Origin of the sequence: Sulfurirhabdus autotrophica (assembly GCF_004346685.1) — a bacterium.
GTDB lineage: Bacteria > Pseudomonadota > Gammaproteobacteria > Burkholderiales > SMCO01 > Sulfurirhabdus > Sulfurirhabdus autotrophica.
In genome coordinates this window covers 91,642-106,535 of the sequence record NZ_SMCO01000002.1, presented here as the reverse complement: position 1 = coordinate 106,535, position 14,894 = coordinate 91,642, and the positions used below count along the sequence as shown (strand labels likewise).

The 14,894-nt window shown below is 46.8% G+C and carries 13 protein-coding genes; 10 read left to right on the top strand and 3 right to left on the bottom strand.

What is annotated here, in order from left to right:
* Window positions 1-36 precede the first annotated feature (36 nt).
* The 7 genes from EDC63_RS04720 (at window position 37) to EDC63_RS04690 (ending at window position 7,845) form a co-directional block, all read left to right on the top strand.
* On the top strand, window positions 37-987 hold the full coding sequence (locus tag EDC63_RS04720) for a phosphoribulokinase (RefSeq protein WP_124948336.1): 951 nt from the start codon (window positions 37-39) through the stop codon (window positions 985-987).
* Between the two features lie 233 nt (window positions 988-1,220).
* Entirely contained in the window at window positions 1,221-1,532 is a 312-nt protein-coding gene (locus EDC63_RS04715; protein WP_124948335.1) for an ArsR/SmtB family transcription factor, read from the top strand.
* 20 nt (window positions 1,533-1,552) lie between these two features.
* Window positions 1,553-3,673 (top strand): bifunctional acyl-ACP--phospholipid O-acyltransferase/long-chain-fatty-acid--ACP ligase, encoded by a 2,121-nt coding sequence (gene aas, locus EDC63_RS04710; protein WP_124948334.1) that lies wholly within the window; start codon window positions 1,553-1,555, stop codon window positions 3,671-3,673.
* The gene (locus EDC63_RS04705; protein ID WP_124948333.1) at window positions 3,673-4,908 is read left to right on the top strand and encodes an amidohydrolase family protein; all 1,236 of its coding nucleotides are present in this window, start codon (window positions 3,673-3,675) and stop codon (window positions 4,906-4,908) included. The genes aas and EDC63_RS04705 overlap by 1 nt, the downstream gene beginning before the upstream one ends.
* Window positions 4,905-6,146: a lysophospholipid transporter LplT gene (gene lplT / locus EDC63_RS04700; protein WP_124948332.1), complete on the top strand. Its 1,242-nt coding sequence runs from the start codon at window positions 4,905-4,907 to the stop codon at window positions 6,144-6,146. The genes EDC63_RS04705 and lplT overlap by 4 nt, the downstream gene beginning before the upstream one ends.
* A gap of 175 nt (window positions 6,147-6,321) precedes the next feature.
* Window positions 6,322-6,891: a Yip1 family protein gene (locus EDC63_RS04695; protein ID WP_124948331.1), complete on the top strand. Its 570-nt coding sequence runs from the start codon at window positions 6,322-6,324 to the stop codon at window positions 6,889-6,891.
* A gap of 90 nt (window positions 6,892-6,981) precedes the next feature.
* Window positions 6,982-7,845 (top strand): tetratricopeptide repeat protein, encoded by an 864-nt coding sequence (locus EDC63_RS04690; RefSeq protein ID WP_124948330.1) that lies wholly within the window; start codon window positions 6,982-6,984, stop codon window positions 7,843-7,845.
* A 24-nt stretch (window positions 7,846-7,869) separates the two neighbouring features.
* On the opposite strand, the gene EDC63_RS04685 is transcribed toward EDC63_RS04690, so the two are convergent.
* Together EDC63_RS04685 and EDC63_RS04680 are read right to left on the bottom strand one after the other, a co-directional pair.
* Complete coding sequence (locus tag EDC63_RS04685) at window positions 7,870-9,147, bottom strand: hypothetical protein (RefSeq protein WP_124948329.1); 1,278 nt, start codon at window positions 9,145-9,147, stop codon at window positions 7,870-7,872.
* A 161-nt stretch (window positions 9,148-9,308) separates the two neighbouring features.
* The gene (locus EDC63_RS04680; protein ID WP_223248501.1) at window positions 9,309-10,184 is read right to left on the bottom strand and encodes an AEC family transporter; all 876 of its coding nucleotides are present in this window, start codon (window positions 10,182-10,184) and stop codon (window positions 9,309-9,311) included.
* A 15-nt stretch (window positions 10,185-10,199) separates the two neighbouring features.
* Here EDC63_RS04680 and EDC63_RS04675 point away from each other — a divergent pair, with 15 nt between their 5' ends.
* From EDC63_RS04675 to EDC63_RS04665, 3 genes are all read left to right on the top strand, one after another.
* Entirely contained in the window at window positions 10,200-12,032 is a 1,833-nt protein-coding gene (locus EDC63_RS04675; RefSeq protein ID WP_124948327.1) for a M61 family metallopeptidase, read from the top strand.
* Between the two features lie 154 nt (window positions 12,033-12,186).
* Entirely contained in the window at window positions 12,187-13,821 is a 1,635-nt protein-coding gene (locus EDC63_RS04670) for a peptide chain release factor 3 (RefSeq protein WP_124948326.1), read from the top strand.
* A gap of 102 nt (window positions 13,822-13,923) precedes the next feature.
* Window positions 13,924-14,109: a hypothetical protein gene (locus tag EDC63_RS04665; protein WP_124948325.1), complete on the top strand. Its 186-nt coding sequence runs from the start codon at window positions 13,924-13,926 to the stop codon at window positions 14,107-14,109.
* A gap of 51 nt (window positions 14,110-14,160) precedes the next feature.
* Here the strand turns inward: EDC63_RS04665 and EDC63_RS04660 are convergent, their stop codons facing one another.
* Window positions 14,161-14,847 (bottom strand): phosphatase PAP2 family protein, encoded by a 687-nt coding sequence (locus EDC63_RS04660; protein ID WP_124948324.1) that lies wholly within the window; start codon window positions 14,845-14,847, stop codon window positions 14,161-14,163.
* Window positions 14,848-14,894 lie beyond the last annotated feature (47 nt).

Genomic DNA, 14,894 nt, shown 5'->3' with positions numbered 1-14,894 from the left:
TAATTCAGGTAGCCTATTGTTCCGGAGGATAAAAGCATGTCAATAAAACACCCTATCATTGCGATTACAGGCTCATCAGGTGCAGGTACGACAACGACTCGAGATGCGTTTGGCGATATTTTCCGCAGAGAAGGAATTAACGCGGCTTTTGTTGAAGGGGACAGCTTTTTTCGTTATAACCGCAGTGAAATGCAGAAAGCGATTCAATCCTCGATAGTCGCAGGCAATCCGATTAGTCATTTTGGCCCAGATGCCAATTTGTTCGATAAACTGGAAATGTTGTTTAACGAATATGGGGAGAAGGGTGTAGGTCAGATTCGTCGCTATATTAAAGATCGCGAACAGTTGGTGGATTATGAACAGGCAACTGGCGAATTTACACCGTGGGAATCACTGCCTAAAGAATCGGATTTGTTGTTTTATGAAGGCATGCATGGTGGTGTAGTGGCTTCTACGTGGACACGCCGGCGTATGAGTCCTTCGCATAACCCCAAGGTGGTTCGTGATCGTCGTCAGGGAAGACAGAATAACGGTGTGGATGTCGCTCAGCATGTTGATCTACTGGTTGGTGTGGTTCCCAGCGTCAACCTGGAATGGATACAGAAAATCCATCGCGATTGTGGCAAAAAAGGGTGTACTGTGGAATCTGTCACAGCGACAATCCTTAGGCGTATGAAAGATTACGTCAGCTTCATCACCCCCCAGTTTTCGTTAACCGATATTAATTTCCAGCGTGTACCGCTGGTGGATACATCCAATCCATTCATCGCCCGGGATATTCCCACTCTGGATGAAAGTATGGTTGTCATTCGTTTCCGTGAACCCAAAAAACATGACTTCCCTTATTTGATGAGAAATATTGATGGAGCTTTTATGTCACGCCCTAATACCATGGTGGTGCCTGGGGGGAAAATGGATCACGCTATGGAGATTACCTGCACGCCAATTATTCGTGAAATGATGGATAAGAAGCGCAAACTGAAATAATAAGGATTAAAAAGGTAGGTGTTATTTCATTGTTTACTGGCTTCAGATAACTTCAGCAAGATGCTGGTCACTTCAACATGGATAATATATTTTCATTAAAATGAAATTTTATTATCCATTTTCATTTAGATAAATACTCATTCAGCCGCCTAAAGCAGTCGCATAGATGTTTATCATGCTGCAACATTTAAAATGTTGTTGACATACATAACTACGAGTGTAAACATATAGGCATGTTAACTGAACATATTCATAAACTGCCTCAAGAGTGGCGAGATGTTTCTAGTGTGTTTGTTGCGCTGGGGGACGAGCAACGTCAACGCATTTTGCTGACATTTGAACCTGGTGAGCGGCTTAATGTTTCACAACTGGTTTCTGTGTCAGCTTTAAGTCGCACGGCGGTGTCACACCATCTTAAGGTGTTACATCATGCCGGAATTTTGGATAGCGAGAAAATCGGCAAGGAAGTGTATTTCTGGATTAACAGGGACAGGGTTTCAGAAACCTTACAAGCCGTGCTGGATTACGTGAAAAACAATACTTAAAAGAAAATATAGGGGATAACATGCTGAAACTATTGCTGCGCTTACTGTGCAAAATGCTATTCAGAGTTGAGATTCGCGGTAAAGTGAATCTTCCAAAAACAGGAAAGCTGCTGGTTGTAGCCAACCATGAATCATTTTTAGATGGGCTGTTGCTAGGGTTGTTTCTACCATTTCGCGCTACCTTTTTGGTGCATACGACGGTACTTGATAATCCTTTTTTTCGTTTATTGCTTTCCCGCGTTCCATATCTGGCAGTGGATCCTACCAGCCCACTGGCAATGAAAAAAGTGATTAAGTTATTAGAGGCTGGTGAACCGGTAGTAATCTTCCCGGAAGGGCGCATTACCCTGACAGGAAGCCTGATGAAGGTTTACGATGGTCCTGGCTTTGTCGCGGCTAAAACAGGTGCCACTATTCTGCCGGTGAGGCTGGATGGTGCAGCGCGCTCTTACTTCAGTCGTTTATCGGGTAACTATCCGCGCCGTGTATTTCCCAGAATCACCCTTTCTATTTTGCCAACAACATCCATTGCCATGCCGGATGCACCCACCGCCAAATTGCGACGCCGTATGGCAGGTGACGCAATGCGTCGCGTGATGCAAGAAATGTTATTTGCATCGCACCCTGTTCAAACGTTGTTCAGCGCTTTTATCGACGCAATTAAAATTCATGGAAGAAGCACGCGTTTATTGGAAGATATGCAACAAGTCGAAGAGTCCTATGGTCAACTGCTGAAAAAAAGCCTTGGTCTTGGGAGGTTGGTGAGCAAGATAAGTATTTCTGGTGAAAATGTGGGGGTCATGCTGCCCAATGTCACCAATACTATTTGTTTGATATTTGGCATGAGCGCAATGCGACGCGTGCCCGCTATGCTGAATTATACGGCTGGTACAGCTGGAATCCAGAATGCCTGCGTTGCTGCAGGGGTGCGTACTATTATTACATCACGCCAGTTTGTCGAGGCAGCCAAGTTGGATAGTAATCTGAACAATCTGAAAAACATACAGGTTGTTTATCTGGAAGATCTGCGTAAGCAATTGGATATGTGGGATAAGCTCTGGTTGATGGGATTTGCCCGCTGGATGCCAACGCTTGCTGCACAACAGGGGCTTCCGGATGATCCTGCAGTAGTGCTTTTTACTTCAGGTTCGGAAGGAAAGCCCAAAGGTGTGGTACATACCCATCGTGGTATTTTATCCAATATTGCGCAGATTAGAGCCGTAGTCGATTTTTCTCCATCAGACAAATTCATGGTTACACTGCCGCTATTTCATGCTTTTGGTTTCACTTGTGGCGGCATTATGCCTTTGGTAACCGGATCCAGGATTTTTCTTTATCCATCCCCTTTGCATTATCGCATCATTCCCGAAATTATTTATGACCGTGGTTGTACGGTTCTGTTTGGAACCAGCACCTTTCTTGGTAACTATGCCAAATACGCGAATCCTTACGATTTTTACAAACTTCGTTATGTAATAGCAGGTGCAGAAAAACTTAAAGAAGAAGTCCGTAAAACCTGGATGGATAAATTTGGTATCCGCATTCTGGAAGGTTATGGTGCTACAGAGTGTGCGCCAGTGCTGGCTGTGAATACACCGATGGCTTATAGCGCAGGTACCGTAGGGCCGTTATTGCCGGGACTTGAATTCCGGTTGGAAGCCGTGCCAGGCATTACTCAGGGTGGGCTGCTCAGTGTTCGCGGTCCCAATGTCATGAAGGGATATTATTTCCATGATAATCCAGGGGTGCTGAAGCCGCCCGTAGACGGCTGGTACAGCACTGGTGATGTGGTAAATATGGATGTTGATGGTTTTGTGCGCATATTAGGTCGCGTTAAACGCTTTGCCAAGATAGCAGGAGAAATGGTGTCGCTGGAAGTGGTGGAACAAATTGCAAATCTTGCATCACCCGCCTCTAGCCATGCGGCCACTACACAAGCAGATCAGCAACGTGGTGAAAATATCCTGCTGTTTACAACCGACGCAAGCCTTACGCGTGAAGTTCTGCTTGCTGCTGCAAGAGAGCTAGGCAGTCATGAACTGGCCGTAGCTCGCAAGATAGTACATATGGCTGAGTTGCCATTGCTGGGTACAGGTAAAACTGATTACGTCACACTGAAACAGATGTCGGAAAGCGCTTGATGAATCGCAGAAACTTTATGCGATCGCTGGGTGCATTTGGATTTGTTGCAGGGAGCTCAGCGGGATGGAAATTTTGGCCGGAACAAGGCCTCATTAACCCCTGTCTCGCCAATCTGCCCGGATCAGTTGCGAACCACCCATTGATGCAGTCGGTGTGGTCAGGGTTGGACTCAATGCAAGTTTGGGATTGTCATGTGCATCTGGTGGGCGGGGGGGATTCTAATAACGGCGTTTGGTTTAGCCCCGCGATGGATAGTTTGTGGCATCCCATACTGAAATTACAGAAGCTGTTCTATATGAATGCGGGTTGCGTGCATGATACGCCTGGACACCTTGATCAGAGCTATGTTGATCGTATGTTAAATTTGGTTGAGGGTATGCGGCCAGGCTTCAAGGCAATGCTGTTTGCTTTCGACTGGTTTCATGATGAAGCAGGACGGCCAGACCGAAATCGCTCTATTTTCCATATTCCTGATCATTACGCGGCGCAGGTGGCGCATAGTCATCCAGAAACTTTTGAGTGGGTAGCATCTATTCATCCTTATCGCACAGATTGCGTGGCCGCTGTACAAGCAGCTGTACGTGATGGGGCAAAGGCAATTAAATGGCTCCCGTCTGCTATGGGTATTGATCCGCTTTCACCTCGCTGTGACCGTTTTTATGAAGCGCTGGCAGCGGTGGATATGCCTATCATAAGTCATGCCGGGCGTGAACTGGCAGTGCAGGGTGGTAACCAGGATTTTGGGAATCCGCTACGGTTGCGGCGGGCTATGGATCATGGTGTGCGCGTGGTCATTGCGCATTGCGCTTCCGATGGCGATGACCAGGATATTGATCAAGGTGCTAACGGCCCGCGCGTGAAAAGCTATGATCTTTTTGCTCGCATGATGGATGAATCTCGGTATGCTGAAAAGCTTTATGCCGATATTTCTGCATTGACTCAGCTCAACCGTGTATGGGCACTTAAAGCCGTTTTGCAGCGAGATGACTGGCATTCGCGTTTGCTAAATGGTTCTGACTACCCATTACCGGGTGTCATGCCCTTATTTTCGGCTACTGACCTGGCAAATATGGGGCTACTTGATTCTGCCTCAGTACCGTTTTTGCAGGAGGTCAGGCTGCACAATCCGCTGCTGTTTGATTTTGCTTTGAAACGGTTGGTGAGTTTGGGAAAACGACAGTTCCCGTCCAATGTTTTCGAAACACGTCGTTTTTTTGAAAGGAAGCTTGCATGATCCAAACAAATCAACCAGTTAGCCAGAACGACAGTCTGCTCTCACGTGGAATGATTGCAGTGCTTGCGGCCCAGTTTTTTTCTGCTCTCGCTGACAATGCGCTGCTGTTTGCAGCAATAGCCATGCTTAAATTTTTACAGGCACCTGATTGGCAGACTCCCCTGTTGCAGGGATTTTTTGCCATTGCTTTTATTTTTCTGGCACCTTTCGTAGGCCCGTTCGCCGATAGCTGGCCCAAGGGCAGGGTGATGCTGGTGGCTAACGCGATGAAATGTGCTGGTGCAGTTGCGATGCTATTCGGACTGCACCCTTTGCTTGCCTATAATTTAGTTGGAGTCGGTGCTGCAGCCTATTCTCCTGCAAAATATGGCATTCTCAGTGAACTGGTTGGTGCTGACAAGCTGGTTAAAGCCAATAGCATGATGGAAGGTTCTACCATCGTTGCTATTTTATTGGGTGCTGTTCTGGGGGGGATGTTGGCAGATTGGTCGATCACCGCAGCGCTGACAGGCGTTGCAGCATGCTATGGGATTGCAGGGCTGGCAAATCTGTTTATTCCAAAACTTCCGCCAGCCCATCCGCTTGCAACTTTTTCGCCCATAGCACTGATCAATGATTTTTGGATAGCACTGAATACATTGGTGAGAAATCCAGACGCGCGGTTCTCAATGCTTGGCACCAGTGTATTTTGGGGGAGTGGCAGTACGCTTAGGTTCCTGCTGGTGGCCTGGGTGCCGGTTGCATTGTTTATTGCAGATAACGGCACGGCGGCAAACTTAAGCGGAGTTGTCGCTATTGGAATCGCGCTGGGTGCCGCAGCTGCTGCAAAATTCGTCAATCTCGAGACAATCAATCGCGCGCTGCCAGCGGGTATTTTAATAGGGTTGCTGATCCCGGTGTTCGCACATACCACCAATTTGCCAACGGCTGCAATGATGCTGATATTAATCGGCGCGTGCGGGGGCTTCTATGTTGTTCCGCTGAATGCGCTCTTGCAGGAACGCGGACATGAAACCGTCGGCTCTGGGCATGCTATAGCAATCCAGAATGTGTTTGAAAATTTCATGATGATTATCATGGTGGGTCTCTATACCCTGATGGTGAAGGCTGGGATGCCCGTGGTCGCATCGGCTAGCCTGTTTGGTCTGTTGGTGTTCCTTGCTATTGGGATGTTGGCGTGGTTGCGGATGCGCAAAATGAAAGGTGTTGCCGTATCAATTGAAGATGTAACTCGCTGAAGTCATAAACCAAAAATGGGAATTATAGGAAACGTTAAAAGATTCCTGGCTCATTGTGCTTGGATTGAGCCTTGTCGCTCAACGTAACCGGAACGAATCGTTTAAGAATTGTTATTGATGCGAAATTGACTATACTTAAGATCCAAACAATTTGTTTCAATTAAGGAGATTTTCTATGAATCCTCTTATTTTATCAAAACTGTTTTTGCACCATTCTGGCTGGAAATATGTTGCGCACAGCCATCTCTCTATTCTGAAATTGTATCTGCTTTATGTTGTACCGCTGTCACTGATTCCGCCGTTGATGGTGTATTTTGCAGGCACTATGTACACTGATCAGATTTTCCCTGTGCTTTCAGCTAATAAGCTGCAAATGATTGTTGCCATTTTCTTTTTGGTTGAATTGGCCATCGTCCCTATTATGGGCTGGGTCATACAAGCATTGGGAGAAGTGGCCGGCATCCAGCCTCATTATCGCGAAGCTTTTACATTAGCGGCAGTAGCACCGACGCCGTTGTGGCTGGCGCCTTTGTTCTTGTTTGTTCCCAATTTGCTGCTTAATATTGCAGTAACTTCTGCTGCCATGATAGGGTCTGCTGCGGTCATTTATTATGCAGTACCAGCGTTATTTCATCTTAAAGACAAAGGTCGTTCATTGCTGATGTCCGGCTCTATTTTTGCAGCGGGGTTGGTAGCCTGGGTGTTTCTGATGGTGTTGACCTTGCTGACATGGAGTTATTTGTAGTTCAGTCTTAGCAGTTTGGCTAAGAATCAAAGATGCAAGCTGCGCAATGTGGCTTGCATCTGATTCGATGGTTTGCTACTTTAGTCGGCTATGAATAATTCTCCCTATGTTTTTGATGCAACTGGTGCAAATTTTCAAACCCTGGTATTGGAAAACTCTGCAAAAGGACCTGTATTAGTTCATTTCTGGTCGCCTCGTGCCGGGCCCTGCATGTTGCTTATGCCGCGGTTGGTCAAGATGGCGACAGAGTATGGCGGCAAATTTTTGCTCGTCATGGTCAATACAGATGAGCAGGGGAGGTTGTCCAAAGACCTGGGTGTCACCAGTGTGCCAACAGTGAAATTTTTCCGAAACGGTAAGCTGGTGCACACGATTCACGGTGCCGATCCGGATGCTGAGTTTCGTAAAGTAATTGATCGGTTCGTGGCCAGGGATTCTGACAGGGCCCACGCAATCGCTTTACGCGCCTATCAGGATGGGGATATTGACAAGGCATGTTCATTGCTGGCGCAGGCGGCGCTGGATGATACCAGTAATCCTCGCATTCCTCTTGATCTTGCCAAATTGCTGGTGTTGAAGGGGGATTTTGCGCAAGCTGAAGATCTTCTGACGTATCTGCCATCTGAAGTGAGAGATGATGCAGAAATAGGCACTTTGCTTGCCCATGTGGGATTCATCCGTGTTGCGCAGGATGCTCCAGACCTCGAAACCCTTGAGCAAATATTAGAAGGCGAGCCTGATAATAGCCTGGCGCACTATCAGCTTAGTGCGTTGAAATTGATTCAGGATGATTATGAAAGTGCAATGGGGCATTTGCTCGAGATTGTAAAGCGTGACAGAGCATTCCGCGATGATGCAGGACGCAAAGGTTTGATTTCCCTTTTCGGCATGTTGGGGAATGAGGGCGAATTGGTTACACGCTACCGTTCTCTACTATCCCAAGCCATGAACTGAACAATTGGCTAATATGCGGCGTTATCAGTTGCCTGCATTGTAAGCATCAATACATTCTTTTAACGTTTTACCAGCACCTTCTTTGCTAGTGATTGCGCAATCCATCACATTGCCAGATTTTGTGTTTCGATTTGCGTTTGAAGAAGATAAAATCGTCCCTGAATTGTCAGAAGTTTGGCCTGACTGGTTTTGCAGTTTCTTGTTTTCTTCAAGCAGGGCAGTATTTTTTGCCTTGAGTTTTTTGTACTCTTCTTCCAATTTCCTATTGCGGCTTTCTAGTGATTCCGGCGCGCTTGTATCGGGAGTTTTATGCGTTTTTTCAGGGTTGCCTGCTTTTGAAGCCGGATGCTTGCTTGATGGCCAAAAGACGTAGGTAGCAATGCCTGCGGCAAGTAAAATCAGGAAAATAGCCAAAGCAATAATCAGTATCTTCTTGCTAAAGAAACGCTTGAATGTGGAAGGTGTTTCATCAGATTCCCCATCGGAATCCAGAGCGGATTCCGGCTCTGTTTGATCTTTCCCCTCTTCCGTCTTTGTACGGCGTTTGATCAGAAGGGAAATTTTTCCTAGTAAACGTTTGAAAAATGATGCCTCTTGTTCTGATTCTGCATCAATTTCCGGATGATCGTTTTCTTTGATTTCCTTGACTGGTTGGTATTGCGGTATTTTGGTGTCCTCAACTGCTTCTTTGGGAGGAGGGATTTCAACAGTGTCACTAGCATCGAGAAGCTGTGATATATCAGTTTCATCGCTATCTGTTTCGTTTGGAGAACTGAAAAGTTCCGAAATGTCATCACTCTCGTTGTTTTCAAATAGTGCGGATATATCAGTGTCTTCAATTGGACGGCTGACCGAAGTAGTCTCGAAAAGCACAGACATGTCCGCCATATCCGCCATCTCTTCCATTTCATCAGGTTCTGAAGAATCAGGTTGCTCTGAAGGGATTTCAGGCGAGGGTACAACCATGGTGCTTGCGAGTAACGCATCTTCCTGGGTCGCAGGTACAGTGTCAGACAGGGTTGGGATATCATCGGCAGTTGCGACATTTTTAGATTTTTTACTGCTGATATCGGAAGGGCTATCAGCATTCTTCTTGAAAATCCCTTTGAATTTAGCAACGCTGCGTTTTAAAAAACTGGTTGAGTTTACAGATTCTGTATCATCTACAGAGGCGTGCCGTTTTGTTGGTGAGGTTTGTTTGCTTGTAATATCAGACTCTTCCGGAATATCTGTAGCGGCCTTTATGCGACCAAAGGAGATAATAGTTAAAGTGTGTTGTAGTGAGGAAATTAATTTTCCCATGGGTAAGCCTCAATTCGAGATAACGGTGAGATGCCGTATCAACATTTTTTCACCAGCATACTATTGATGAAGCTGGATTTTGATCGTAACCATGCTGTATTGACTTAATAACGGCCTGTTTGCGCCAAAGTTGAGTTTAATATTTTATTGGGGGGGTTCATTCAGACAGGTTGAAGTGCCAACACCAGGGCGATGGGCATTGCTATCAGACCGCCTAAATTGCCTAACATGACAATGGAGGCCACCTTTTCCGGTTCCTGCTGATATTTTTCAGCGACCATATAGTTCAATACAGCGGGGGGGAGGGCGCCAAATATTAATAGCAGGCTTTGCTGCAAGGGAGGTAGATGGAGGAATGGTGCTATGAGCCAAACAATGGCCAAGCCCGAAATCGGGCATAAGGCCGCGCCCCACAAACCAATTCGCCAATCTTTCAAAGAAACGACATTAAGCCGAACCCCCAGAGAAAAAAGCATCAGCGGAATGGCAATATCTCCCAGCATTTTAATGCTGATAGATAGCATGGAAGGCACTTCCCAGTTGGCAAAGCTAACTATCAGACCCAGCAATGTGGCAATAATCATGGGCATGCGAAGCAGGTGGGAGAAACGGGTGCGATGGTCTAGAATATACGTGCCTAGCGAAAAATGCAGAGCCATTTCCACGATGAACAATATGATTGCGCCCGCCAAAGCTTCTTGCCCGAAGGCAAGCACCATGAGCGGGATGCCCATGTTGCCGGAGTTATTGAACATCATGGACGGCACAAACGTTTTATAATCCACCTTGAGCCACTTAGCTACGGGCAAAGCAAGTAACCCGGAGCCCAGTACGACGACGAGTGCGCCAATTGCCAGGTTTTGGTGTGAAGCAAGATCAAAAGACTTGCTGGCAAGTGCACTGAATACCAGTGCTGGCACAAAGAGATCCATATTCAGCTGATTGGCAAATGTCATGTCAGGTCGTTTATAACGTCCATAAGCATAGCCAATTGCGGCAATAGCGAATACCGGAAAAATTATTGAGAGAATACGCATTAACATCTGACTATTATGACTAATTTAAGCCCAATTCAGTATCAAATTTATCCAAAAAATCCGGCTGCACATTTATTCGAAATCGTTTGTATCGTTTCTGATCCGGATGAGGATGGTCAGCGTTTTTCATTACCAGCCTGGATTCCCGGCAGTTACATGATCAGAGAATTTGCCAAAAATATTGTGCAGCTTTCTGCCGAATGCAACGGGAAACCCGTTGTGACCAAAAAACTGGACAAAGATACCTGGCAGTGTGCGCCATGTGATGGCCCAATGAAGCTGACCTATGAAGTCTATGCTTGGGATTTGTCAGTACGTGCCGCTCATCTCGATAATACTCATGGCTATTTTAATGGGACCAGCGTTTTTTTGATGGTACAGGGTAAAGAAGACCGGCCGTGTATCGTGGATATCAGACCACCGGTGGGAGACGTGTTTCAGTCATGGCGAGTTGGTACAGCCATGTCGCGAGATTCTGCTGCTCCTTATGGGTTTGGGCTGTACAGGGCAGAAAATTACGATGAACTTGTCGATCATCCAGTGGAAATGGGTGAATTTACCCTTGCTACTTTTGAGGCGTGTGGCGTACCTCACGATATCATCATCACAGGCCGCCATCGCAGTGACATGGATCGCTTGTGTACCGATTTAAAGAAAATTTGCGAACACCATATTCGCTTCTTTGGTGAACCCGCACCCATGGATCGCTATGTTTTTATGGTGATGGCAGTTGGTGACGGATATGGAGGCCTGGAGCATCGAGCCTCTACCAGTTTGTTGTGTAGCCGGGATGATCTGCCTAAATCAGATGAGTTGGCAGTCAGTGAAGGTTATCGCACATTTTTAGGGTTGTGCAGTCACGAATATTTCCATACATGGAATGTAAAGCGGATCAAGCCAAAGGCCTTTTTACCTTATGAATTAAGCCGTGAATCCTATACACCCTTGTTATGGGCTTTTGAGGGGATAACTTCTTATTACGATGACCTCGCACTGTTGCGCTGTGGGCTCATTACGCAGGAGAGTTATCTGGAATTGCTGGGACAGACCGCAACCCGTGTTTGGCGTAGCCAAGGCAGGTTTAAGCAAACACTGGAAGAGTCCAGCTTTGATGCATGGACCAAATTTTACCGGCAGGATGAAAACGCCCCCAATGCCATAGTCAGCTATTACACCAAAGGTGCGCTGGTAGCGCTGGCTCTGGATTTAAGCATACGTAGCGGCACAAATCAGGAAAAATCGCTGGATGATGTCATGCGCGCCTTGTGGCAAGAATACGGTTTGCCCCTTAAAGGTGTACCGGATGAGGGCGTTGAAAAGATTGTCCTGGAAGTAACAGGACTGCCATTGCAAGATTTTTTTCATAAGGCGCTGCGTAGCACTGAAGATTTGCCACTGAATGAATTGTTGGCACCATTCGGGGTGGCGTTTATGTTAAGAGCTGCCGAGTCAGAAAATGATAAGGGTGGGAAGCCATCTAAGAAGTCCGAAGACATATCTAAAGCCCGTGCCGTCTTGGGTGCGAAAATTCAGGGTAGCGGTGACGCCAGACTAAGCTATGTGTTCGATGGGGGGGCAGCACAAGAAGCCGGGCTGGCCGCAGGGGACGTGATTATGGCAATCAATGGACTTCGTGCTGCATCCGGTAATCTGGAACAAAACATAGGTGGCTATCCCGTAGGGGAAACGCTGGAGTTGCACGTATTTCGGCGCGATGAGCTGATGGTGTTTAATCCTGTACTGAAAGCGGCCCCTCTGGATACATGTGTACTGACGCTGATGGATAATGCGGATGTAGTAGCGGTGGCTCAACGTAATAATTGGTTGGGTTTCACTGAACGAGACTGATACTGTAAGCTGAAGTTAAGAGGCCGTGCGTCCAGAGCTTGCCAAATTGGGGCTGCTTTAGAAGGCTCGCGTGATTGCTTTATCGATCCAATTGAATTGATTAGACTTAGTCCCCATTTTTCTTTAAAATTCATACCTTTTTCAGACGATTTCAATGACCACAGAAGCAACCGGCTCCAAGTCTCCCGCGCAAGCCTTGATCACAAAGGAAGTAGCGCGTCGCCGTACGTTCGGTATTATCTCCCACCCTGACGCGGGTAAAACCACGCTGACTGAAAAACTGTTGCTGTTTTCGGGTGCGATTCAGATGGCGGGTACAGTCAAGGGTCGGAAAAGTGGCCGACATGCCACTTCGGACTGGATGGATATCGAAAAGCAACGGGGAATTTCAGTAGCCAGTTCGGTCATGCAGTTTGATTACCGCGATCACGTCATCAATTTGCTGGACACTCCCGGTCACCAGGATTTTTCTGAAGATACCTACCGTGTATTGACCGCAGTGGATGCCGCACTGATGGTGATTGATGCCGCCAAGGGTGTGGAAGAGCAAACCATCAAGCTATTGAATGTTTGCCGTATGCGCAATACCCCCATTTTGACTTTCATGAACAAAATGGACCGCGAAGTACGCGACCCGCTGGAAGTGCTGGATGAAGTGGAATCCGTGCTAAAAATTCAGTGTGCGCCAGTGACCTGGCCTATCGGTATGGGTAAAACGTTTCGTGGTGTATACCATTTGCTGCGTGATGAAATTCTACTGTTTGAAGCAGGGCAATCAGAGCAGAAACAAACAGTTGAAGTCGTTAAAGGTATTGATAACCCACGTCTTGACGAGCTTTTTCCGCTTGAAATGGAACAGCTACGCATGGAAGTGGAACTAGTAAATGGCGCATCCCATCCGTTTGATCTGGAAGCGTTCCGCGCTGGTGTGCAAACCCCTGTTTTCTTCGGTTCTGCCGTCAATAATTTTGGTGTGAGGGAAATTCTGAATGCCTTGATTGAATGGGCTCCAGCACCGCAACCACGCGATGCCACAATCCGTGATGTTTCACCAGAAGAGCCCAAGTTCAGTGGGTTTGTATTTAAAATTCAGGCCAACATGGACCCGGCACACCGTGACCGAATCGCATTCCTGCGCGTTTGCTCAGGCCGGTTTGAACGCGGCATGAAAATCAGACATTTGCGGTTAGGCCGCGACGTCAAAATTTCCAATGTAATCACGTTTATGTCACAGCAACGCGAACAGGTAGAAGAAGCTTTTGCCGGGGATATTATCGGATTGCATAACCATGGAGACATGCAGATAGGCGATAGCTTCAGCGAAGGAGAAGCGCTGCAATTTACCGGTATTCCCTACTTCGCGCCCGAAATGTTCCGCACGGTTAGAATTCGTAACCCATTAAAGGTCAAGCAGCTTCAGAAAGGGCTCCAGCAGTTGGGCGAAGAAGGGGCTGTGCAGGTGTTCAAACCAGTACATGGCGGCGAACTGATTCTGGGTGCTGTGGGTGTGCTTCAATTTGAAGTGGTAGCACATCGATTGCAGGGTGAATATGGGGTAGACGCGGTTTTCGAAGGCAGCAGTATTTACACCGCGCGTTGGGTAACCTGCGAAGACCCTAAAATCATGGCCGACTTTGAAAAAAATCTGTACGCCCATGTAGGGCACGATGCAGCAGGTAACCTCGCTTATTTGGCGACTTCCAGCGTTAACCTGAATCTCATTCAGGAACGGTGGCCCAAGGTGGTGTTCCACGCAACGCGGGAGCATGCAGTAAAACTAGGTGGTTAATGCTGAAATGCTCCTCTAATTTTTAGAAATAGGCATGCTTCTTGCTGCTTAATAATTATCAGCAAGAAGCAAAGCTGCAATATCTAATAATTGGAGTGAAAAATGTTAAACTGGATTTCAGACAGAATTACCACAAAAGAACCTCAAGCTGTTCATATGGCTATGAAGCAACCTGTTGTTTTAAATGATTTTGAATGGCTTGCACCTAATCAGTCGCTCGATGCGATAGAAGTGAAAGAACTCAGTATCGCTGAGTTCATGGCGATCTATAAGCTACAGAATAAATAATGCCAGTGTTTGTGACATGTCAAAATTTCGTCGGCCATGGTGAAAAGTTGATCAGTTTTTAATAGGTGCACTGTTTCGGTTTATCATTGCTGGTGACAGCATAGAAAGATAGGCTGCCACGACTCCCATTACCAGGCCAGCCAAAACATCCATCGCCACATGCTGGCGGGTGGCTATTGTCGAATAAATGATCCCGAAGCACCACACCCAATTGAAGATAAGTATCCATTGTGGCCCACCAAAACGGCGCAGCAAGTGATGCAACCAGATACCTGAAAATATAGCCGTAGTCACATGCAACGAAGGGCAAGCATTGCCTAATGTATCCATGTTTTTGAGAAAATCCATGCTGGGATGTAAAGACCAATCAACATGGGCAGCAGGGGCTGCAGTGGGCCAGAAGTAAAATATGATCAGTCCCGTCAGGCATGTACCCGTCATAGCAATACCATAGCCATAGAGTTCCCTCCGTGTAGAAAGAAGTGCCGGGGGAAGAGAAACATAGACCCACAGTGAAATATAAACCGGTAACGCCAGTGGTTGATAACCGATCAGGCGATCCAAAATGGTGATTGGCATGATCGTGGCTGGATAGGCTGGCACTTTAAGTACATAAAAATAAGCACCGAAAAACAAGCCGATGAATAGCATGGTTCCGATGCTTTTCAGAAATACGTGCTTGGGTATTATCGTAGCAATTTGAAAATACCAGGGTATCTGTTGGGTATTTTCGTTCAAGTTTTGTTCTCCAGCCAATGCGATGTAGTGGTGCGGCAAGTTTTATG

Excerpts from the sequence above, each read along its gene's own strand:
- EDC63_RS04695 (WP_124948331.1), top strand. The coding sequence starts at position 6,322 with ATGAATCCTCTTATTTTATCAAAACTGTTTTTGCACCATTCTGGCTGG.
- EDC63_RS04705 (WP_124948333.1), top strand. The coding sequence starts at position 3,673 with ATGAATCGCAGAAACTTTATGCGATCGCTGGGTGCATTTGGATTTGTT.
- EDC63_RS04665 (WP_124948325.1), top strand. The coding sequence starts at position 13,924 with ATGTTAAACTGGATTTCAGACAGAATTACCACAAAAGAACCTCAAGCT.
- EDC63_RS04715 (WP_124948335.1), top strand. The coding sequence starts at position 1,221 with ATGTTAACTGAACATATTCATAAACTGCCTCAAGAGTGGCGAGATGTT.
- EDC63_RS04680 (WP_223248501.1), bottom strand. The coding sequence starts at position 10,184 with ATGCGTATTCTCTCAATAATTTTTCCGGTATTCGCTATTGCCGCAATT.
- EDC63_RS04670 (WP_124948326.1), top strand. The coding sequence starts at position 12,187 with ATGACCACAGAAGCAACCGGCTCCAAGTCTCCCGCGCAAGCCTTGATC.
- EDC63_RS04720 (WP_124948336.1), top strand. The coding sequence starts at position 37 with ATGTCAATAAAACACCCTATCATTGCGATTACAGGCTCATCAGGTGCA.
- EDC63_RS04685 (WP_124948329.1), bottom strand. The coding sequence starts at position 9,147 with ATGGGAAAATTAATTTCCTCACTACAACACACTTTAACTATTATCTCC.
- aas (WP_124948334.1), top strand. The coding sequence starts at position 1,553 with ATGCTGAAACTATTGCTGCGCTTACTGTGCAAAATGCTATTCAGAGTT.
- EDC63_RS04690 (WP_124948330.1), top strand. The coding sequence starts at position 6,982 with ATGAATAATTCTCCCTATGTTTTTGATGCAACTGGTGCAAATTTTCAA.
- EDC63_RS04675 (WP_124948327.1), top strand. The coding sequence starts at position 10,200 with ATGACTAATTTAAGCCCAATTCAGTATCAAATTTATCCAAAAAATCCG.
- lplT (WP_124948332.1), top strand. The coding sequence starts at position 4,905 with ATGATCCAAACAAATCAACCAGTTAGCCAGAACGACAGTCTGCTCTCA.